The organism is Photobacterium iliopiscarium (assembly GCF_003026395.1).
GTDB classification, from domain to species: domain Bacteria; phylum Pseudomonadota; class Gammaproteobacteria; order Enterobacterales; family Vibrionaceae; genus Photobacterium; species Photobacterium iliopiscarium.
Map to the genome: position 1 here is coordinate 375,803 of NZ_PYOO01000001.1, position 22,918 is coordinate 398,720.

Genomic DNA, 22,918 nt, shown 5'->3' on the forward strand with positions numbered 1-22,918 from the left:
AAAGAGAGTGATTCCTCATGGGAAGAAAGTTCGAAGTACGCAAATTGTCTATGGCAAAAACCCAAGGCGCTAAGATCAAGGTTTACTCAAAGTATGGTAAAGAGATCTACGTTTGTGCTAAGAACGGTAGTCCGGATCCTGATAGTAACCTAGCGCTTCGTCGTCTTATCGAGAAAGCGAAAAAAGATCAGGTGCCAAGCCACGTTATTGAAAAAGCAATTGATAAAGCGAAAGGCGGCGGCGGTGAAGATTACTCAACTGCACGTTACGAAGGTTTTGGTCCTGGCAACTGCATGGTTATCGTTGACTGTCTAACAGACAACAACAACCGTACTTTCATGGACATTCGTCAAGCATTCGTTAAGAACAATGCGAAAATCGGTAGCCCAGGCACCGTTGGTCACATGTTTGAACACCAAGCAGTATTTGAATTTAAAGGCACTGACGAAGAAGTTGTTCTTGAAAATCTAATGATGGAAGACGTCGACGTTACTGACATCACTTGTGAAGATGGCGAGATCACCGTTTACGCTCCGCACACTGAATTCTTTAAAGTGAAAAATGCTCTTGCTGCAACAATGGCTGACGTTACCATTGATTCAGAAGAAATTGCTTTCGTTCCACAGACAATGACTGAATTGTCTGGTGACGATATTGCAATGTTTGAAAAATTCCTTGATGCATTAAACGATTGTGATGACGTACAAAACGTTTACCACAATGCTGAAATGGCTGACTAATTTTTAGTCTTTCATTTTTCACAAAAAGGTCACTTCGGTGGCCTTTTTGTTTATGTGGCCTTTTATCATTAACTATTCATTATTTTCTCTTTGCATTATTTCCCCTACCACAATGCTATTATTTACCTCATTACTTCTTAGATATAATATTGATAAAAAGAAAAATTATTATACTTGTGAGTCTCATTGTTTAAGCCTATAACTAATTAAGATATTAATTTACATCCAATTAATGTGACTTATTTAAGTAAGGGTTTAAAGGTAAATATGAATATTTTAATCGTATTAACGTCTCATCAAAATTTAGGTACAACCACAGCAAAAACAGGCCTATGGTTAGATGAGTTTACTGTCCCTTTTTATCTCTTTAAAGATAATAACGATACTGTGACCCTTGCCTCTCCTCTGGGTGGACAAGTACCCATTGATCCAAAAAGTGATACCGCAGAGATGCAAACAGAATCGGTTATTCGATTTAAAAATGATACTAATGCAATCACGCAATTAGCTAATACCTTACTATTATCAACTATCGATCCAGCCGATTATGACGCTGTATTTTATCCTGGTGGACATGGGCCACTGTGGGATTTATCCCAAAATGCCGCATCAAAACATATTATTGAATCAAGTTACCAACACCACAAACCCACCGGCCTTGTTTGTCATGGCCCCGCAGCATTAAAAGCACCTAAAAACGCTGATGGCAGCCCACTTATTGCAGGCAAAAATGTCACAGGTTTTAGTAATAGTGAAGAAGACGCGGTTGGATTAAGTGCTGTGGTTCCTTTTTTACTGGAAGATATGTTAACTGACCAAGGTGCACATTACACTCAAGGGCCTGATTGGCAGAGCTATATTGTAGTCGATGACAATCTTATCACTGGCCAAAATCCAGCATCAGCACAGGCAGTTGCGACAGAGATAATTCGTCAATTAAAAGCACATTAATATATGCCCTTTCATTGCGATCTCTTTTTGATAGATTTATTGTTAAATGATTATTTAAAAGGTTTCCGCTAAATATATAAAAGCCTAGTTATTTAACCTAACTAGGCTTACTACTTTCTCTCTATAATTATCGCTATAGCACTATGCGTTATTTAACGGCCAGTGATCAAAATAGATATGGCTTGCTTGCCAATCTACTTTGGAATGATTATCAGCTAACAAATAGCGTGCAACCGTAAAGGCAAATTCAAAACTCACCCCTAAACCACGCCCGGTAATAAATTGACCGTCAACAACCACTTTCTGTTTAACAAATTCACCGTCATCAAATTTTTCAGCTAATTTATCACCGGTAGTATATGTACGACCTTGTAATAAATGATGCGCAGCAAGTACTTTTGCGCCAGAAGAGCATAATGCACAAATATACTTATTGGCTTCAATATGACGCTTTAAAAAAGCAATAACATTGGCGTTAGCGGATAAATTATCAGTACCTTGTGGGCCACCAGGCATCATCACCGCATCATAAGTCTTATCAAATTTATCTGTTAACACATAATCGGCGCTGATTTTAGTTTCAAAGTAAGTATTAAGTGCTGTAGTTTCCATGCAAGACAACACATCCACTTTAATGTCTAAGCGGCGCATAATGTCGATAAAAACCACCGCTTCGCCTTCTTCAAAACCATCAGCAAGCAGTACTGCAACGTGTTTTACTTCTGTCATCGTCAATCCCTATGCCTTCATCTGAGCAATCATTGCACACACTTCACGTACATTACCGGCAATCAGATCCCAGTCATGATTGGTAATTGCCTTGGTTGGTGCAATCCATGTTCCACCACAAGCGATTACTTGTGGAATCGCTAAATACTCACCCAAATTAAGCGGTGTTACGCCACCCGTTGGCATTAACTGAACCTGACTATAAGGTCCAACTAATGATTTAAGCATGTTCACACCACCAGAAGCTTCAGCAGGAAAGAACTTCAGTGCACTCACACCTAATTCTAATGCTTGCTCAACCAAGCTTGGATTATTCACCCCAGGGATCATTTTAATATTATTAGTGAGGCAATATTTCACCGTAGTTGGATTAAACCCAGGGCTAATAACAAAGTCAGCACCCGCCTCAATAGCTGCATTCACTTGTTCAACGGTTAAAACAGTGCCTGCACATAACACTATCTCAGGATAAGCAGCACGTATTAAGCGAATAGACTCCGCAGCAGCTGCGGTACGAAAGGTAATTTCAGCAGCAGGTAGACCATTTTCAACTAATATTTTAGCAAGAGGCACAGCATCGACTGCATGCTCAATTTGAATGACAGGCATAACTCGCAATGCACGCAAACGATCAATCCATTCATTTGTCATCATAATTACTACTCATTAAATCCGTTAAATATTGGGTACATTGCAGAGGAATAACGGCACCGCGATGCTGAATCACTTGAGCGGCAAGATTATTTCCCCACTGACAGCAAGCAATCATTGGCATACCTTTCGCCCATGCAGCTAAATAAGCAGCATTAAAAGAATCCCCTGCGGCTGTTGTATCAATGACAGCATCAATCTTATTACCATCAACCAAGCCTTTTTGACCTGCTTGTGACCACATAGCGCCTTTGCTGCCTAACTTCACCACCACTTGGCTAACCCCTAAACGGTGCAAGCGATCAGCAATAATATCAGCGGGTGTATCCACCTCACCACGTAATAAATCTTCATCATCTGCGGTAACTAACGCAATGTCAGCTAAGCGATACAATTCTGATAGCCATGTTTTAGCATGGGTAGCGCCATTCCATAATCGTGGCCGATAATTTGAATCAACCGCAATTTTACAACCTGATGCTTTTAATTTTTCAAGGGCCTCAACGAGCTTAATTTTGCCATGTTCAGGCAAAATAGCCAAAGAGATCCCTGAGAGGTAGATCAAATCATAGTCTTTTAATTGTGCAATAATCTGTGAAAACTGAGCATGTTCACACATATAGCGCGCGGCGGAATCATTGCGCCAATAATGAAAGCTACGCTCTCCTTCGGCATCAATTTCAATGGCGTACATGCCGGGTAATTTATCGCGTTCACGCATCACAAAACGGCAATCAATGCCTTCAGACTGCCATGCATCAATCATGGCATTACTATAATTATCAATGCCTAATGCGGTGATATAACTAGGGGAACGTTGAGGAAGCAATCGAGAAAGATAAATCGCAGTATTGAGCGTATCGCCACCGAAACTTTGTTGCTGAGTTGCAAAAGGCGCACCACTCAGCTCAATCATGCACTCACCTAAAATGGCGATATTGCGCTTTATTGCTGAAGTTGGAAATGTCATTTTTCCTCACCTATTAACCATTATTCGCTATCAGAAAAAAGGCCATGACGATGAGATATGAAAATCAATCATGGCCAAAAAACATCATCACTCAAAGTTATAAATGTAATGCCAAATAAAGCTGATCAGCTTAAGGGGGAAATGGCATTACATTGTGTCATCCCTGGCGAGAGGTTATAGTCTGTGGCTAATTACGCTTTTCCTTCGCTACCACATACGCGAATTTTATCTTGAATAATTTTCTTCATTGCCGCTTTACCCGGAATAATATAATGACGAGGGTCATTCGCTTCAGGGTGCTCAATAAAGTATTGTTTTACAGCATCAGCAAAGGCGATTTTAAGTTCAGTCGCAACATTCACCTTCGTAATACCGAGTTCGATACAACGACGTACATCGGCATCTGGCACACCTGAAGCGCCATGAAGCACTAATGGTGTATCCGTTTTACTACGAATAATGCCAAGACGATCAAAATCTAATCGCGGCTGCTCTTTATACATACCATGAGCAGTACCAATGGCAATCGCTAATGAATCAATACCTGTCGCATTAATAAATTCAACCGCAGCATCAGGATCGGTGTAAAGTGCATCTTTATCTTCAACAATAAGATCATCTTCCTGACCACCTAAACGGCCTAGCTCTGCTTCAACAGAACAATCCCAACCATGACAGAATTGCACGACTTTACGAGTAAGATCAATATTGCCTTCAAAGCTATGATGCGAACCATCAATCATCGCTGATTTAATGCCTGCTTCTACTTTAGTACGAATATCACTGAACGACTCATGATGATCCATATGTAACGCAATTGGCGTTTGATAAATATTTGCCGCTTTAAGACAAATACCCACCAAGTAATCAGTGCCAGCATAAGAATAAGTTCCAGGCGTGCCAGCAAGAATAACGGGAGAACGCATCTCTTCCGCTGTTTCAAGTACAACTTGAATTGTCTCAAGATTATGAATATTAAAAGCAGGAACGGCATAACCGCCTAGCTGCGCTTTCAACAGCATTTCACGCGAAGAAACCAAAAACATAAAAAACCCCAAACCTTCCGTTAACTTTCGATTTAGATGATATTCGAAAACAAAAACAAATAAAAAGATCTGAATCACATAAACACTTTCAAATCGAAAATAAATAACAAAATGAAATCAAAAGAAATGCGACATCTTCGATGAATAACAGGTAATACCTTTACGCAATAAGTTATTCTTCGGCCTTTCCGCTCGTCCTAAAATAGTTTCTAGCCAGTAAGAACGGGCTGATTGGGTCTCTAAACGACGAGATAATGGATTTTGTTCGGTGATATAATCATTTTTAAATATCACTACTACCTCTTTCGTTTCGAAAACGCCAATGACTTGCGCATTGATCGCCTTAAATTCCACATTAAAATTACTTTGTTCAATGGGTAATGGTTGTGGATCTGCTTGCCACAAGCCACTTCGATCACCACAAAATAAGGCAATATTCAATGCTCGCAATGACCAGAAACTGCTTGCTGGGCCACTGTAGTTATCAACTAATCGAGTATCATCATCAAACAGCCCTTGTGTTGGCGCGCCATGTTGCATCGCGCCATGACCAATAAAATATTCCAAACTAGTAGCAAAGGCGCGTTGAGCTTCACCAGCAGTAATAGCTTCACTGTGTTGATCTAGAGCCATAATCAGAGGTGCGGCGGCGGCAAGACGATAACAGGCACTGCGACCAAAAAAAGGCAGGCCTTCTGCGGTAAATAAATAGCGATATTGACTGACAAAATCCGCAAGAGTTTGATGAATAAATCCACTATCAAAACTTGAATCTATTTGATCGAGCCAATAGAGCGAGTAATGAAATCCCCACGCGTTGTAATAATCATAATTCCCTTTCGCACCATCACGGAACCAGCCATCACCCACATGAAACGCTTTAATGCGTTGGTATTTATCCTGTGCAATAGTGTCTTCCCCTGTTAATGCCTTAATGACAAATTGCACCGTCAACGGAAAAAGGTGCCAATTATTATCAACCGTTTGACAGTGGTTAACTTGTTTAAACCACGTAATAATTTGTGTCTGCTCAGCCGTGTTCATGGGTTGCCAAACATGGTCACGACTCAACCATAGCGCTAACGCTAAATCAGCACTTTCACAAATACGCTGGTCATAGTCATGCAATTCCCCCCAATATCCCGCATGCTGAGGGTCAGTTCCTGCTAAAAAAGCATTGCGTAACATTGCGACAAAGTCTAATGGATGACCATTAAGCCCCTCTAATGGCTGCGAACCATGCTGGCTGACCCATGCTGCTATTGTAGGTAACACTCGACTAGTGCCTTCCATCGCATCGGTACGTGCACTTTGCTGGCTAGGACGCCCCGGATAATAAGCATGGCTATAGTCCCATACCGCATAATGATCAAACGCTTGTGCAACATAGCGTACTAAGTATTCACATTTATTTTTAATACTTAGTGCATCATTAGTAAAACAGGCCGCCACTGCGACATCATTATCAGAGTAAGTCGCCGCTTTCATTTTTAAACGCACAAGTCGCTGTTTAAATAACGTCAAATACATTGCCGGTGTTGGGTGCTCATAAGGAATAGTGGGACGTTCAGTTGCTTGAATTTGTTTTGCTACATAAGGTAATGGCTCTGTAACATCGGTGGGGGTATGTAATGCCGATTCAGAAAGTGAAATAGCCGCTTGAGTATCATTTATCATTGTTATCCTCCATGAACAATAACGCACCACAGCCATGTTGATATAACGTCAACATGATTGCAGTGCGATAGTGGGTGATGCGTGATTAACCTTTTGCTGATTCCGTTAGCACTTGGTAACGATCTTGTCCCCATGCGACTGGTTTTGGCTTGTCTTTGATCCACTCATAAAAAGCTTGTTTCATTTGCTTCACTTTTTGTGGATATTGCTGAGCAAGATCTTTTGATTCACTTGGATCAAGCTTGTCATTGAATAATTTCACTTTATTGGAGCCATCATCATAGAAATACAATGCCCATTCTTGATCACGAATTGCCCATGAACCTTTTGATAGCTTCTCTAGATTTGGATTACTAGGAATGTCATTTGACTCATAAGTGATCCACTTCCAGTAACCATGCCAAAATGCATCATTTTCTTCACTGTAATGTTTAGCGCCAGGGCCTGCCCAGTAAATGTATTGGTGTGGAGACTGTGTTGTTTTTCCTTCAAGTACAGGCAAAATATTTTTACCGTCAACTTGCATCTCTTCTGGAATCGCAATCCCAGCAGCAGTCAATGCTGTAGGAAGAATATCTAATGCTGAGATCAGAGTATCGTTAGTGCCACCAGCAGGAATATGCTGAGGCCAATAAGCGACAAACGGTACCCGTACACCACCATTGTACATCTGACCTTTATAACCACGATCCATACCATTCATTGGCATTGGTGATTCATGTACCGCGCCATTATCAGATAAGAAGAAAATCAATGTATTATCTAATTCACCCTTTTTCTTCAGCAGCTCAACAATTTGTCCAAGCCCTTCATCAGCAGCATTGATCGCAGCAAAATATTTATCCGCTTCAACATTACCGGTATTAAAACGCTCCATATATTTCGCGGGTGACGCTTCTTCTAATGGAATATGCGGCACACTAAAGGCAAGGTTAATAAAGAATGGCTTATCACCACTTTGTTCAATAAATTGCAGCGCTTCATTGGTCAGGTTATGGGTTAAATAACCCGGTGCTGGAATATTTTTACTATTTTGATAAATCGCAGGTGAGTTCCATAATGCGGCGCCAGAGGCGTAAAAACTGTAGGAATAATCAAAACCACGTTGTTCTGGTGAGTATTCTGTTGGTGTTACAGGGATCTGATTATCGTGATAGTCACGAGTTTTATTATTATCGGCAACCGCATTTTTACTGCTTATTTTTGAATTATGCCACTTACCAATATTGGCAGTATTGTAGCCATTTTCTTGAAATAGAGCAGGAAGCAATTTGATATCTAATGGCACACCTTGAAGTGCATCATCATTACTGTAAGTACCAAAGCTAGTTGGGTAACGACCAGTGAAAATACCTGCGCGCGAAGGACCACAAACAGGATGAGCCACAAAAGCATTGGTCATTTTCACGCCTTGTTGCGCTAAACTCGCCACCGTTGGCATCGCACGTTTAGCGGCATCGACCATCTTATCAAAATCACCTTGATAGCGAACAGGTACAGGCCGTTCAGCTAAGGTTTTTTTATTCAAACTGTCTAATGCAAAATCTAATTGACCTGTCCCCAAATCATCCATAACCACTAATAATACATTGGGTTGTTTTGCTGTGGCTGTTATTGGGGCTGCATTTGCTACAGCAGAAGAGGCCATGCAAGCCGCGGCCACAAAACTCGCAATTACCGTCTTCTTCGTCGAGGACAGATTCATTGTATACTCCTTGTAATATACTGCTGTAACACACAGCAATACGTCTTAAAATTCAATTTAATAATCAATATTATGCTGAGCGTAATTGTGCTAAGTAAGGCAAAGCATCTGCTGCCGTTCCACCTTGTTGAATCGCCTGACTCATCATGTGCATTGCAGGTGCGGTATGGCGGAAAATCTGCTTATAGGAACCACACAGATAATTTTGTTTATGTTTTTCCCCCGCCACACTAACTAGCCGATGCTTAGGGCAACCGCCATAACACAACCCATGCACCTCACATTGCTGACATTGTTGAGTCAACTTTTGCGATTTAGCACTTCCAAACCGCTGTTGTTGTTTACTGGTCGCTAACTTAACCAGTTCGGTGGTGGCAATATTGCCTAGTTTATTAGCGGGATATACATAGTGATCACATGAATAAATATCACCATTGGCTTCTATTACCATTGCTTGACCACATTCTTTTGATTGCACACAAACAGAGGCTGGATAACCAAGCCATGTTGCTAAAATACTGTCAAACATACGTACAAACACAGTGCCAACATCGTGCTGTAACCACTCATCAAACACTTCACTCATAAACTGACCATAACCCTCAGCAGGCACAGAGAAATGAGTTAATGGTGCGTCTTTTTGGGGTGAATAATGACCGCTGCTATTGGCTTGATATTGTGTCTGTACTTCAACAATAGGGATGAACTGTAAGTGGCGGGCGCCTAATGAAGTTAAAAAGCGGTAAGTCTCACGCCCTTTATTCCAATTTTGATCATTGATAACCGTAAGAATATTAAATTCAACTTTATATTCTAAAAGTAATTCAATGGCTTTTTTAACTCGCTCAAAAGTTGGTTTACCGTTGACTGAAATACGATATTTATCATGTACTTCTGGTGTGCCATCAACGGAAACACCAATCAGAAACTTATGTTTGGCAAAAAATTGCGCCCACTGACGATTAATAGCAACCGCATTAGTTTGAAAACTATTGGTAATATTCTTACCAACGCCATATTGGGCTTGGTATTTAACCACGTTACGGTAAAAATCCAATCCAGCGAGCGTGGGTTCACCACCCTGCCATGAAAAGTCAATATCAGTACTATTTTGGCTAGCAATATAATGTCTAACATAACGTTTTAGCGTGGCATCTGACATTTGATCGCTACTTGAAATCGTCGAGCTTGAATCTGTAGCACTTACAGCAGAACCACAACGATTATCACTGGCATTACCCACAACCGTTTCTTTTTCTAAATAGAAGCAATAATCACATTTTAAATTACAACGATAACTGGTTGGCTTAGCCATCATATGAAAACGTGCTTGTTGAGAATGAAATGAAGACAGCGCCATAGTTAACCTTTTTAAATGCTTTCGAAATACTGATAACCCATAATACGAAAGAAAACGAAAGATTAAAGAGGTAAAGATCACATACGAATAAAAATTGAAAGCTAACGTAAGTATTTTTATCTTATGAAATGGAAAGTAAAAAAAGCCGTTACTAAGTAGCGATAATCCACGACTTAATAACGGCGATATTAATAGCAGAATAATTAATCAGCAGAGACTATTTTCAGCACGAAGTGGTAGCTTTGACCAACTAATCCTTCTACATTGATCATCAGGTTACCTTGACTATCAAGTTGCAATCGTTGCTCTGCATCACTTTCAATTTGAACAGACTTTGTTAACTTCATATATAACGTTGTCTGCGTCTGTAATGGATCACTATTAAACGTTTAAAAGGTGGTCATTATTTTACTTTTAGTCACAATTAAAAGTTACTATTTGTAAAAAAGAAAGCAATAACCACTTAGCATAACAGCTAAATGTAAAATGTTTTTATAGCGTTAAAACGTACCGCCTGTATGCCAAAAAATACCCACAACCATTGCCATATCCATTAAAAATCCCAAGCTATTCCCAACCCAAATTGGCGGATTTTTATGAACAAAACCATATACAGCCCATAATGCAGCTAATAAGGCATAGAGTACCCACGTGGTTAACGATAACCCTAAAGCATGCTCACTATGAGAAAAAAATAATTTATATAATTGCGGTAGTGTCGCTAACGGACCCACAACCCCCATTAACAACATAAATGGTTCAAATGCGCTCGCTAGGCGTTTAATACGGGATGTCATTGATAGTCCTTCTATATTTTATTAATAACCTCATGATATTAAAAAAATACATTTAAAAACATGCATTATTACCTATTAATAATAAATGATGATTAAGATTCACAATGTATACTTTTTTATATCAACAGCCATTGACTTAACGCACAATCAAACTATTCTGGATAGGAAGTAAATAATGAAATGTATACAAACTATGGAAGGTGTTAGATGGATTTACTACGCGGTTTATATTTATTACTAGAGTCAATATTTGAATAATGAAGCAACTATTACCCAACGATTAAGTCGTAATTAATTCATTTACTTACGGCTTTTTATTACATTCGCTCTCTATGCTTAGAAATTCTCCAATCACCGTATACAGTTGCCGACAGTGCTGCGGTACCACATTCTCTAGATTTAAAAATGCATGCACCATATCAGCTACATGATGATGCTGCACACCAATGCCTTGCTGACGTAATTTATTATAATAAGCAATGCCTTCATCCCGTAACGGACAAAACTCAGTCGTAATCACTAATGTTTCAGGGAAATTCGCACATACTGGTAGCCATAATGGTGATGCCGAGTATCGATCATGGTTATTCTGAAAATATTGATCGAAATACCATTGCACTTTATTTATCTGTAAAAAATAGTCATTGCCATTCATCGCCACTGATGGTGAAGATAATGTGTAATCAAGACTAGGATATATAAGTATTTGTTTACTAATGTGTACATCGTCATTTTGTGCGATCGCACACACGGTTGCTGCTAGTGCTCCACCAGCAGAATCACCACCAATAGCAAGGTAGGGAATATAATTAACCGCCATATTATTGAGTCGTGAAAAAAGATGTTGTAAACACAATCGCACATCATTAATCGCAGCGGGATAAGGAAATTCAGGCGCTAAGCGATAGTCAATCGCCACAATAATATACTGACAGGCTAAAGCCAATTTACGGCAAATAGGATCATAAACCTCAAGACTGCCCGCAACATGCCCACCACCATGCAAATACACCCATACTGGCAAGGCTGTTTGTGACTGAGGATGATAAATACGAATCGGTACATGTTCGATACTATCGTCAACAACCATATCAATATGCGGTATATCAGTAATGTATGTTTGAGTTATAGCCGCTAACCCTTCTCGTACACTCGTAACGTTAAATTCAACGCCCGCCGCCATAGAAGCCGCTAATTCATGATTAAACGCCTGTAACCAGACTGCAAGTGAATCATCTACTTTGCGCATAGATTATCTCGCCTCTCTCAAAGTACCGCTTATTGAGTATGCTATTTTAAATCTCAGCGCTATCTAAAAAAATAGCGATAGTTAAATTATAATCGATTGAAATAACATCATACTATGTCAGATACAAAAAAAGATGATAAGCGGGGAAACTTATCATCTAGCTATAGACCAATGAAATAATTAACCGCGCAATAAAACCATAAACAAGTGTTCCAATAACGGTGGCCGTTTAGTTGCTATTATTATTGATAATTTTCACACTTTTACGGGTTACTAGTGTCGGCTCAATTTGAATAACTTGAGCACCACTTACTTGATGATCTAAATGTTTTAATAAGGTTTCAACCGCAGCCTGCCCTAAACGATACTTAGGCTGATGAATAGTCGTTAATGCAGGTGATATAAACTTTGCAATGTGAATATCATCATAGCCAATAACCGATAAATCATTTGGAATTTGAATGCCGCATTCATTAGCTGCATTAATAACGCCCATTGCCATCATGTCATTGGAAACAAAAATAGCACTCGGTAACGTAGCTTGTTTTTGCATTTTCATGAAAGCATCATAACCACCTTCACATTCAAAATCTGATTCAATGATCCACTCGGCATTAAAGGTTAAACCCGCTTCATTCATCGCACGTTTATAGCCTTCATAACGCATTTGAGCTTGATGCCGAATCAATGGTCCAGTTATACAACCAATATCAACATGACCCGACTCAATCAAATACTGGGTTGCCATATAGCCGCCCCGTAGAGAATTATCTTGAATCTTATCACTGGTAAATAACATCGGCCCCCAATCCATGACGACAACGGGAATATCAGGATATTGTTCAAAGACATCAATACGTTCACCTTCTAGCGATGAACACATTAAGATCAAACCATCAACGCGCTTTTGTAATAAAGTATTGATAGATTCACGCATCCGTTGGTGATCACCTTCAGTATTACACAAAATAAGGCTATACCCATTTTGATAACAACTACGTTCGACACCTTTAACGACTTCACCAAAAAAAGGATTAGTCGATGTCGTCACCAACATACCAAATGTCTTGGTGCGGTTAACTTTAAAACTACGCGCCAACACTGATGGCCCGCTGTAATGCAGCGCTTTCACTGCATTATTAACGCGCTCTGATATTTCATCACTAACAAAGCGGGTTTTATTAATAACATGGCTAACCGTGGATGTAGAAACCCCAGCTAATTTTGCGATATCTTTCATCGTTGCCATATTATTGATCCTTTTATGAGTGATGCCGTAAGCGATTATTGCTGAGCCAGAAAATCGTCAACCTCTTTACGGGTAGGAATGGATGTTTGAGCACCAAAGCGAGTCACTGAAATAGCCGCCGCCGCATGAGCAAATTTGATTGCTGATTCTAAAGCTAAACCGTCTAACAAACCAGTCACGAATGCACCGTTAAACGTATCGCCCGCCGCCGTTGTATCAGTTGCTTCCACACGGAAACCGGCAATAATCTCACCACGTCCCTCTTGGCTTAACCACACGCCTTTAGCACCAAGGGTGATCATTACTGTTTGAATCCCTTTTGCATGCAGAATATTTGCCGCTTGTTGCGCACTCTCAGCATCAGTAACCGTTACCCCAGTCAACACTTCAGCTTCGGTTTCATTTGGGGTGATCATATCCACACAGGCTAATAATTCATCAGACAATACGCGCGCAGGAGCTGGATTTAAGATCACAATGGTATGCGCATCTTTGGCAACTTGCGCTGCTTTTTCAATACCACACAATGGTGTTTCCAATTGCATTAATAAATAATCAGCTTGACGAATACGCTCTAAATCAGGCTCAATCGCAGCAGCAGTTAACTTGGCGTTAGCTTCTGCAGAAAGACAAATACTATTCTCACCGCTATCTGACACTTGAATCATTGCAATGCCAGTCGGGCAATTCGGTGCCATTTTTACCGCAGTGATATCAATACCGTCCATGCTAAAATTTTCACGAATATTGATCCCAAATGAATCATCTCCTACACAAGCAATAAAGCCGATATCCGCATTTAAACGCGCAGCAGCCACCGCTTGATTCGCACCTTTCCCCCCAGGAATAACTTGATAACTACGACCATGAAGCGTCTCGCCAGGGCGTGGAAAAGAAGGGACTTGCAGAACATGGTCAGCGTTAACACTACCTAATACCACTAACTTATTCATAGGATTTTCCTCGGCTCTTCGTGAGCCTTTCTAATAGAACATAACAAAAATGGATGATTTTAATTTTTAGCTGAATTAACCGTTAAAATAAAAAATCAAAAGCATCCATTTTACTCTCTCCTACCATCGTTAAATAACATTCAGGAGAGAGTAAATACTCATTGATAACGATTTAAAACGCTTGGCAAATACCCGTACGTACACTAAAGCAACGTTCTTCATTCGGTTGAAGATAAATCAAAGTGCCCTTCTCTTTAGCCGCTAAAAAGCCTTCAGGTCGACAGGTTGCAGGTAATGCAAATGCCGCAACTTGTTGATCACCACTGCACAATAACCATCGTGTCGCACAATTAAACTCATGAGTATCAAACTCGGTTTGCAGGTACTTATCAGCATCGATCTGCATCTTAAATACGGCTTTGTCGGTATAACGCGCAATATCATCCATGCAATACACCACTTCTGGATCATGCATATCAGGTTTATCTAATATTGAAATAGGTGCTGATGTTTTCAAACCTTCGTTATATGCCAACCACTGCGGTGTCGGTTGTACGTGTGCAGGTACCGTTTCCCGTAACATTAAGGCACTGTCTGGAATATTCTGCGTCATCACTGCATTTTCAACATAGGTCGCGTTGATATGACACATATACTGCAACGGCATATTCACAGTGGCAAGATTTTTCACCACCATTTTAATATCAAAGAGACTGGCATCTTTATTCAACTGCACCGAAGGCATTGCTAAATAATGATCGCCAAATCCCATTACATATTCATAAGAGCCTTTGATAACAACACGATCATCATTAATTTCTAACCATGCAGTATCCATTGTTGCACAAGGCATTTCACCATGTAATACATGATCATCTTGTGGCGATGGGCATCCCATACGAATCATGCCCGCATGAAAAGCAAAACACCCATAAGTTTCAACGACTGTTTTAGCAAATTTCGGTTCAGAGAACATATTTTTCATGCATAAATCAGTATTTAAAAACTGGGCATCCCAAATCATCTGTCCCATAAAAGGCAATACCACTAAATGCCCTTTGGCGTTTTTAATTTCAATGGCATGCACACCTGAATTATACAGAAAGCTATGGATCTCAAAATGTTCAGACTGAGCGATTAAGGTTCTTTGTTTGGTGAAATTTTCTTTATATAACGGTAAGGTAAACATATTCAATTCCTCGCAAAAACTGACCACCCATGATTGAGTGGTCATAACAGAACATTACGCTTTAGCAGCCACAAAGTTGAATTGTTGCTTGTATTTCTTTTCATTCATGAAGTAAACAAATACCACAGCAAAACACAATGCACTGACAATGAAGGAAGACTGTAGGCCAATATTATCGGCAAGTAGACCTTGAATCACTGGAATCGCTGCGCCACCGATAATAGACATCACCACAAAACCACCCGCAGTTTCTGTGTAACGTGTATCAACAGATTGTAAGGTAGAGGCAAAAATCGTAGCCCAACAAGGAGCAAACAATGCTGACGTACCCACTGCAACCCAAACCGCACTGAAATTAGGGACAAACGTTACATACATTAAGCAAAGAAAGCCAATTGCCGAATAACCCATTAATACATTTTCTTGTGCCGTTTTAGTGAATAAGTAGTTCGCTAATAACTTACCTAAGAAGTACATAATAAAGGCATACAATAAATAGTTCGCCGCGTCATGCTCAATCATATTATGATCCAACTCAAGCGCTAAACGAATCGTGAACGACCATACAGCAACTTGCATACCAACATAAGCAAACTGAGTCACAATACCTTTGAAGAAGCGTTTATTGCCCATTAAGTAAGACAGTGTCTCACCAAATGATGGTTGATTATCTTTCTTGTCTGTTGCCGCTTTACAGTTAGGGTATTCGGTAACTGCAATCAACGTAGCAATCGTTGCAATCACACCAACAAGCCATTTGTAAGGTTCTAACGTTTGTTGTAGTACTTGTTCTTTAAACGCTTCAAGCTCAGGGCCAGTTAACGTTGCCATCATATGACCAACATCAACCCCATCTTGGAAAATTAAGTGCTTACCAAGTAACAAACCAATAATGTAACCCATGGCATTAATAGTATGAGAAATGTTTAAACGTAATGTCGAACGCTCAGGTTCACCAATCATTGCTGAATATGTATTACATGAGGTTTCAAGGAACGACAAACCAATAGCAATACAGAAAATAGCGGCTAAGAACATGGTGTACGTACCCGCATGAGATGCAGGAAAGAACATCAAACAACCAAAAATATACAATGCTAAACCTAATAAAATCGCTAATTTATAAGAGGTTTTTTTCACAACCATAGATGCAGGGATTGCGACTAAAAAGTAAGCGCCGTAAAACGCTGATTGTACCAACGCCGAGGCAAAATTAGAGAGTTCAAAAATTGATTTAAATTGCGTAATTAATACATCATTTAGAGCCGCCGCCGCAGACCAAAGCGCAAAAACTGATGATAATAATAAAAATTGAAATATCGGGGTTTTATTTAAAAAACCATCCGCATGTTGAATTGTATTATTCTTAATAAACATAATTTATCTTCCATAAATAATCACCCTAATCAAAGAGTGTGATACTTTTGATATTTACGTATTTTCTATTGATATAAAGCAATATTTCAAAGTGTGCTATCTAAAAAACGACACCAGTTTGGAAAATAACATTGGCATACGGCGTATATTCTCCGGTTCTCACCACGGCACGGCTTTGCGCAGTGCGTTGCTTAAATTCTTCATGCGATAAATATGAAATATGAATCGGCTTAGCTGTTGTCGTACTTTCTTGATCTAAAATAGCCAACAATGCTTGATGATGTGCAGGACTGATTTCAGCAAACTCAGCGGCCATAATAACCCCTTCAATTTGTGATTCAGATAACATCACTTTCACCGTATCAAGAAAACTTGGTACACCATGGGTTAACGCAAGATCAATGCGTTTTACATGTTGAGGTATCGGTAAGCCTGCATCACAGATAGTGATTTCATCTGTGTGTCCTAGCGTTGCGACAAGATATGAAAGCTCTGCATTAATTAGCGTACTTTTTTTCATTTGGTAGACCTTCTTGTTACACGTTATACCGCTCAAATTTTCTGCCTTAGTGTTGATGTTTTTTAAGTGGCAGAAAAACACATCGAAACGTTTCGATGAGAATAATAAACGACCTAAAATTTTTCACCACAGCAAAATAGAGAAGGTGTGAGAAGGATCGCTTTCAACTGCAATAAAATAACTAAAATATCTATTTAGCTCACAGTTTTACAATCGAAACGTTTCGATATTAAAAAAGTATCATATCAATCTGAATACGATTATTTATAAAAACACAGTGATATTAATAATTAAGCGAATGATTTATAAAACAAAAAAGCCACATTCAATTAAGAACATGGCTTTTTTATCACGCAAGGTTACAAAACAGGGACGTTATACTCGTCGATATGGCAAATAAACCGGTTCCCACATATGTTCAGCTAATGCTTGCTTAAGATCTTGATCTCGTAAGTGACAACACGCATCTGTTGCTTGCATCTGAGCTAAAATTGAATGAGCCACATGAACAGAAACGGCTTTCAACGCACTAATACGAGGGTAAATACACCCCTTTGCAATATCTTCATCACTTACACACTCCGCAAGTGCATAAGAAGCAGTGGTAAACATATCTTGGGTAATTTTTGCCGTTTGCGACACAATTGACGCTAAACCAATACCTGGAAAAATAAAGACATTATTGCCCTGTCCAATCCGGTATTGGTGACCATTATATTCTACATCAGAGAATGGACTACCCGTTGCGACAATGGCTTGTCCATCACTCCAATGATAAATCGCTTCAGGGATAGCCTCACAATTAGCCGTAGGATTAGAGAGTGGGAATATAATCGGTCGTGGTGTGTATTCCATCATCTTTTGAATATGTTCAGCCATAAATGCACCACCAATACCACTTGCGCCTAACAATACCGTGACTGGATGGTTATTAATGAGTTCTGTTAGGCTAATTTTACCTAACTCAGCCGCATGCCATCCGGCGGAAATGGAACGTGATTTAGCATAACGACGTTTATAATCTTCTAAACCATCGCGATCATCAAACACGACACCTTTAGAATCAAGAATGAAAATCTTCTCGCGCGCAGAATGATGCGTACAGCCTTCTTTTAATAACCCCGCGTAGATTTGATCAGCAACCCCTACGCCACCCGCCCCAGCGCCGTAGATCACATAGGTTTGATCCACTAATCGTTCTTGTTTGATCTTACATGCACCCAAAATACCGGCAAGAACAACCGAGCCAGTACCTTGAATATCATCATTAAATGATGGCAAACTGTCTTCATAATCACTTAGATTATCAAATGCATTGGCTTTACTAAAATCTTCCCATTGCAATACTGCTTTTGGAAAATGGCGTTTAACTTGTTGTACAAATGATTTAATAAAGCGTTTATAAGCATCACCACGAAGCCGTTTACGTGAAATACCTAAGTACATTGGATCATCAAGCAGCTCTTGGTTATCAGTACCGACATCTAACACAATCGGTAAACAATGGGCAGGGTGAATGCCAGCACCTAAAGTATAGAGTGATAACTTACCAATCGGAATCCCCATTCCGCCAACGCCTTGATCACCAATGCCTAAAATACCTTGGCTATCGGTTACGACAATAATTTTGATGTCCTTACCCATAAAATGGCGCGACATCTCACCCATTGCACCGACGTTTTCTTCAGTAATATATAACCCACGTGCTTTTTGATAACGGTGACTAAATTCTTGACATGCTTTGCCGACAGTCGGGGTATAAATGATCGGCGTCATTTCTTCTACATGGCGGGAAAGTAACGCATAAAAAAGGGTTTCATTACGATCTTGAAGTGAGCGTAAAAAGAGGTATTTTTCAATATCAGTGGACGCATTACTAAAGCCGTCATAGACACGGTTAAGTTGATCATCAAACGTTTGTACTCGCGGGGGTAATAATCCCGTTAATTGAAAAGCATCGCGCTCTTCTTGAGTAAAAGCCGTACTCTTATTTAAAGTGCGATCATTGAGTAACTCGGTGCCTGTTAATGACACAGGACGAAACACTTTCCCTTGCGAATCTTTCCATCTGAGGTACTTACCGATAGTCATATTCTATCTCCGTATATAACAACCATAGCAACACACTTTATGATCACAGATAACCATAACGACAGTTATACGTAATGATAAAGCCATAATATAAAATGAAGTGTATATCCAACCACTTTATAAAAATGTGAACAGCCGCATTTTTAACCATATTGATAGTTAAAAAACGTGAGAATGATATGTTTGTTATACAAGGAAACTGATCAATAAGATATCACTTGAATTTGTTGATCAATCACGATGATTACTTTTATTCAGTATTAAAGATTTTCGCGCCTAATCGCGACTTTATCACAACAAAACGGCGTAATCTTTAGGTTATCGCGCGCCTGTAAATCTGCATCACTATACAGCTGATATTTTAACCGCTGAAAAAAGCCATTCTTATAATTAACACCAGCCGTGCGGATAATGGTCAATATCTGCTGAAATTCAATATATCTAAAATCATAAATCAACTGCAATTTATGCGATGAGTTAACGTTCGCAGACCGAATATATTGGTTGGCCTTCAATGTGGCTAACATCGCTTCAATACTCACACTGGAGCCTGTGATATAGCAACAACGATGATGGGGTTCAATCACGACAGAGGGTTTCATTGACAAAGCCTTATTGCCAATAAGAAGCAATTAATAACAATACAAAAATTGCAGCAATAAACTTCAATAATAACCCTAAACTCGCACCGCCTTTGGGGGCTTTATTACAACAGCTCATCTTGACCTCAACTCTATCTATGTTATCAATGTATTTGATTGCATCATAAAGGTTACACTGAGGGGAAGGTCAAATAGATAAAATTAGGCGAATCACATCATTATGATATAACACTATTTAGCGTCAAAAAAACACACTCTCAGCAATGTATAAATATAAAAAAAGCACCAGCCATTGGCTGATGCTTCAAAATAAATCGGATGATGTCAGTCTTTACATACTTTCGATATTTCTACCGGACGTTTCGAAACGGTATTTATGTGTTACCCATGCGCCAAGCAATGACGTTACCACTAAACACAATAAGAGCGTAAACACACCAATCCCATGTAATAAAATCGGAAATAAGAAGGCTGTTAAAATAGCACCAAATTTAGCAATTGATGCCGCAAAACCTGCCCCTTTTGCTCTGATTTTCACAGGAAAAACTTCGCCAGAAATCAAATATGTTTGTGCATTAGGTCCTAAATTATTCATGAAATTAAATAACATGAAACCTAAAAACAGCATATACATCTGATAATCACCATGCATTTTCACTGAAACAGCCGCACACAGTAAACCTACTGAACAACCAATAAAACCATAAATTTGCAGTTTCATACGGCCAACAGATTCTGAAAAGATAATCGCACAGATAACACCAACAATTAACAAACAGTCAATAACAGCGGTACCTTTTGCTAAATAAATGGTATTAGCAATAGTGTTATGTAATGCATCGCCCCCAGTTGCTTTATGTGGGTCAAGTACTGACGCAAGAATCACTGGCGTAAAAATACCAATACCATAAGTACCAAGATCTTGAATAAACCAAGGAACCGATGCCAAAATTGTTTTGGCGCGATATTTTTCTTTAAATAACCGTTTGTAACCATGTAACCAAGATGTTAACTCAACCTCGTCACACGGTGTCTCCATAATTGGCATCGATGACTGTTGCGAACGATGCAATAACCGCTTAAGTGATGTTTCAGCGTCAGCTTTACGATTTTTAGACAATAGCCAATGCGCACTTTCTGGAATAAAGAAACGTGCAACCGTAATGGCTAATGATGGAATCAAAGCAATAATATACATTAAACGCCATGCATTGATGTCATTCACATACGTCAATACAAAAATACCGGTTAAAATACCAAATAACACACCAATAGACTGAAACGCAAACGCGCCCAGAACCAACTTACCACGGTTCTTAGACGGGATACTTTCAGATATCATTAAGTGCGCCGTAGGATAATCACACCCTAAAGCCAAGCCAATACCAAAATTAAACACTAAAAGACTTAAATAAGATTGGCTAGTCGCCATACCTATCAAGCAGATAGAGAGTAAAGCCATCTCAATAATGAACATTTTTTTACGTCCATAAAGATCAGATAGCCCACCCAGAGCACTTGCTCCAATTAAAATACCAAACAGAATCGAAGAACTAATTATACCTTTCTGTAGCTCTGTTAAATGAAATTGTAGGGTTAATAATGGCAGGGTTAACCCCATCATAAAAACGATCATACCCTCAAAAAACTTACCAAATGTCGCTAATAACCAAATACGCCATTGTACTCGTGTCATAGACATTGAATATTTACTAGAAACTGGATTACTTATTGATATTCCATCAATATAATTCTGGATCGTATTTTGCGGTTGAATCTCTATTTTTTGATTCATGTTAAAATCAACAATGCTTATTGTCTTAATTCAGACGAATATCAGTATTAAAGTTGGCTGTATATAAACATATATCACAACCAAAGATGAAATTTATTTTCTAGATGTAATTAACCGTTAATATGCACCAGTGATGGCCATATTTATAGTAAGATGATAAACAAAATTAAGAAAAACCATTATTAACCATAAAAATCAATTAATTAAGTAAAAACAAAAAATAATAAAAATGGTAATCAGGTGGCGATTTTTAGGTTTATTTTATATTTAAAGATCAAAAATAAAATATAAAATACTATTTATTATGCATGTATTAACTAATATTTAATCAATATTCATTATTTCTCAATGATAATTGAATCAAAAAAATCTTTCTTTTTCCCTTCTTATAACGAAAAAACAGATACCAAACACGAAGAAAAATCTCTTTTTTATTAATAATAATACTACTGCTATTTTTTATAGTTATAAAGTAAAAGCAATAACTCACTTAACAATCATTATTATTATTAATAACTATTGCCTTGTACATCATTCTTAAAAAGCGATAACAACTAAGCGTTTTAATGGCTATTTTCTTATGTCGTTCTTCTAAAAATCGTTATTTAATACCATAAAATAACCAATTATCTCCTACAAAAACACCGCTATCATGTTAATACTTATAATAAGATGTTAATCAGTAGATCGTTATCTTTATTAACAAATTAGAGCTCATTAATACAACTCGAATAGCCTCATAATAAATAATAGTGTTAATGCAGTAATTATTCAGTCGGTACAGCAAATGACCGCTGTTGTAATGACACAATAATGACATTCCATTGTTATGATCTTCATTATTAACAACAGTATTATAACAATGAGTAAAATAAATAATGAATAGATACCAACCATCACAACTTTCAATTATTTGTGACACGATACTTCAACAAATTGAACGTGGGCTATTTACTACCCAATCAAAACGACTGCCATCAGAGCGAGAGCTAAGTGATAGTTTTAATGCTAGCCGACTAACCGTAAAGCAAGCATTATTGCACTTAGAGTCTCAAGGGATTATCTATCGTAAAGAACGTCGAGGCTGGTTTTTAATGTGAGACAACAATCATGAGCAAAGGAATGCAAACATATAAATATCCAGTAAACAGATAAACCACCCGTAACATATTTCATCTAAAAGCCCGTAACATAACAAACATATCCAGATATTAATCTCTTGATATTGATATAGAGCACGTTTACTGATCATTCATTACGCTAAATG

The 22,918-nt window shown here is 38.7% G+C and carries 21 protein-coding genes; 3 read left to right on the forward strand and 18 right to left on the reverse strand.

What is annotated here, in order from left to right; translation table 11 throughout:
- Window positions 1-17 precede the first annotated feature (17 nt).
- Together C9J51_RS01690 and C9J51_RS01695 are read left to right on the forward strand one after the other, a co-directional pair.
- A complete protein-coding gene (locus C9J51_RS01690; RefSeq protein WP_045036250.1) occupies window positions 18-740 on the forward strand; it encodes a YebC/PmpR family DNA-binding transcriptional regulator in 723 nt (240 codons plus the stop codon).
- A 267-nt stretch (window positions 741-1,007) separates the two neighbouring features.
- A complete protein-coding gene (locus C9J51_RS01695) occupies window positions 1,008-1,691 on the forward strand; it encodes a type 1 glutamine amidotransferase domain-containing protein (protein WP_045036249.1) in 684 nt (227 codons plus the stop codon).
- 141 nt (window positions 1,692-1,832) lie between these two features.
- Here C9J51_RS01695 and C9J51_RS01700 read toward each other — a convergent pair whose 3' ends face one another.
- From C9J51_RS01700 to C9J51_RS01780, 18 genes are all read right to left on the reverse strand, one after another.
- On the reverse strand, window positions 1,833-2,420 hold the full coding sequence (locus tag C9J51_RS01700) for a DJ-1/PfpI family protein (RefSeq protein ID WP_045036248.1): 588 nt from the start codon (window positions 2,418-2,420) through the stop codon (window positions 1,833-1,835).
- 9 nt (window positions 2,421-2,429) lie between these two features.
- Window positions 2,430-3,074, reverse strand: a complete 645-nt coding sequence (locus tag C9J51_RS01705) for a bifunctional 4-hydroxy-2-oxoglutarate aldolase/2-dehydro-3-deoxy-phosphogluconate aldolase (protein WP_045036247.1) — start codon at window positions 3,072-3,074, stop codon at window positions 2,430-2,432.
- Window positions 3,061-4,041, reverse strand: coding sequence for a sugar kinase (locus C9J51_RS01710; protein ID WP_052668021.1), 981 nt, complete (start codon window positions 4,039-4,041; stop codon window positions 3,061-3,063). Before C9J51_RS01710 ends, C9J51_RS01705 begins: the two co-directional genes overlap by 14 nt.
- Window positions 4,042-4,232: 191 nt before the next feature.
- Window positions 4,233-5,087, reverse strand: coding sequence for a tagatose bisphosphate family class II aldolase (locus tag C9J51_RS01715; protein ID WP_045039997.1), 855 nt, complete (start codon window positions 5,085-5,087; stop codon window positions 4,233-4,235).
- A 117-nt stretch (window positions 5,088-5,204) separates the two neighbouring features.
- A complete protein-coding gene (locus C9J51_RS01720; RefSeq protein ID WP_107237768.1) occupies window positions 5,205-6,764 on the reverse strand; it encodes a DUF2264 domain-containing protein in 1,560 nt (519 codons plus the stop codon).
- An 85-nt stretch (window positions 6,765-6,849) separates the two neighbouring features.
- A complete protein-coding gene (locus C9J51_RS01725; protein ID WP_107274813.1) occupies window positions 6,850-8,469 on the reverse strand; it encodes a sulfatase family protein in 1,620 nt (539 codons plus the stop codon).
- Window positions 8,470-8,539: 70 nt separating this feature from the next.
- On the reverse strand, window positions 8,540-9,829 hold the full coding sequence (locus C9J51_RS01730; protein ID WP_170073305.1) for an anaerobic sulfatase maturase: 1,290 nt from the start codon (window positions 9,827-9,829) through the stop codon (window positions 8,540-8,542).
- Window positions 9,830-10,032: 203 nt separating this feature from the next.
- Window positions 10,033-10,176 carry a hypothetical protein gene (locus tag C9J51_RS19435; protein WP_164838158.1) on the reverse strand — a complete coding sequence of 48 codons (144 nt, stop codon included), beginning with the start codon at window positions 10,174-10,176 and terminating at the stop codon, window positions 10,033-10,035.
- Between the two features lie 153 nt (window positions 10,177-10,329).
- Window positions 10,330-10,626, reverse strand: coding sequence for a SemiSWEET transporter (locus C9J51_RS01735; protein ID WP_045036241.1), 297 nt, complete (start codon window positions 10,624-10,626; stop codon window positions 10,330-10,332).
- A 304-nt stretch (window positions 10,627-10,930) separates the two neighbouring features.
- On the reverse strand, window positions 10,931-11,875 hold the full coding sequence (locus C9J51_RS01740) for an alpha/beta hydrolase (protein ID WP_045036240.1): 945 nt from the start codon (window positions 11,873-11,875) through the stop codon (window positions 10,931-10,933).
- Between the two features lie 229 nt (window positions 11,876-12,104).
- Window positions 12,105-13,124: a substrate-binding domain-containing protein gene (locus tag C9J51_RS01745; protein WP_045036239.1), complete on the reverse strand. Its 1,020-nt coding sequence runs from the start codon at window positions 13,122-13,124 to the stop codon at window positions 12,105-12,107.
- 35 nt (window positions 13,125-13,159) lie between these two features.
- On the reverse strand, window positions 13,160-14,077 hold the full coding sequence (rbsK, locus tag C9J51_RS01750) for a ribokinase (protein ID WP_045036238.1): 918 nt from the start codon (window positions 14,075-14,077) through the stop codon (window positions 13,160-13,162).
- 172 nt (window positions 14,078-14,249) lie between these two features.
- Window positions 14,250-15,266 (reverse strand): aldose 1-epimerase family protein, encoded by a 1,017-nt coding sequence (locus C9J51_RS01755; protein ID WP_045039996.1) that lies wholly within the window; start codon window positions 15,264-15,266, stop codon window positions 14,250-14,252.
- A gap of 54 nt (window positions 15,267-15,320) precedes the next feature.
- Window positions 15,321-16,643, reverse strand: coding sequence for an L-fucose:H+ symporter permease (fucP, locus tag C9J51_RS01760; protein ID WP_045039995.1), 1,323 nt, complete (start codon window positions 16,641-16,643; stop codon window positions 15,321-15,323).
- A gap of 100 nt (window positions 16,644-16,743) precedes the next feature.
- A complete protein-coding gene (gene rbsD / locus C9J51_RS01765) occupies window positions 16,744-17,163 on the reverse strand; it encodes a D-ribose pyranase (RefSeq protein ID WP_045036235.1) in 420 nt (139 codons plus the stop codon).
- A gap of 375 nt (window positions 17,164-17,538) precedes the next feature.
- Complete coding sequence (locus C9J51_RS01770) at window positions 17,539-19,254, reverse strand: NAD-dependent malic enzyme (RefSeq protein ID WP_045036234.1); 1,716 nt, start codon at window positions 19,252-19,254, stop codon at window positions 17,539-17,541.
- Between the two features lie 260 nt (window positions 19,255-19,514).
- On the reverse strand, window positions 19,515-19,856 hold the full coding sequence (locus C9J51_RS01775; protein ID WP_045036233.1) for a hypothetical protein: 342 nt from the start codon (window positions 19,854-19,856) through the stop codon (window positions 19,515-19,517).
- 331 nt (window positions 19,857-20,187) lie between these two features.
- Complete coding sequence (locus tag C9J51_RS01780; protein WP_045036232.1) at window positions 20,188-21,651, reverse strand: MFS transporter; 1,464 nt, start codon at window positions 21,649-21,651, stop codon at window positions 20,188-20,190.
- A gap of 878 nt (window positions 21,652-22,529) precedes the next feature.
- Here C9J51_RS01780 and C9J51_RS01785 point away from each other — a divergent pair.
- Window positions 22,530-22,751 (forward strand): GntR family transcriptional regulator, encoded by a 222-nt coding sequence (locus C9J51_RS01785; RefSeq protein ID WP_045036231.1) that lies wholly within the window; start codon window positions 22,530-22,532, stop codon window positions 22,749-22,751.
- The last annotated feature ends 167 nt before the right edge of the window (window positions 22,752-22,918 follow it).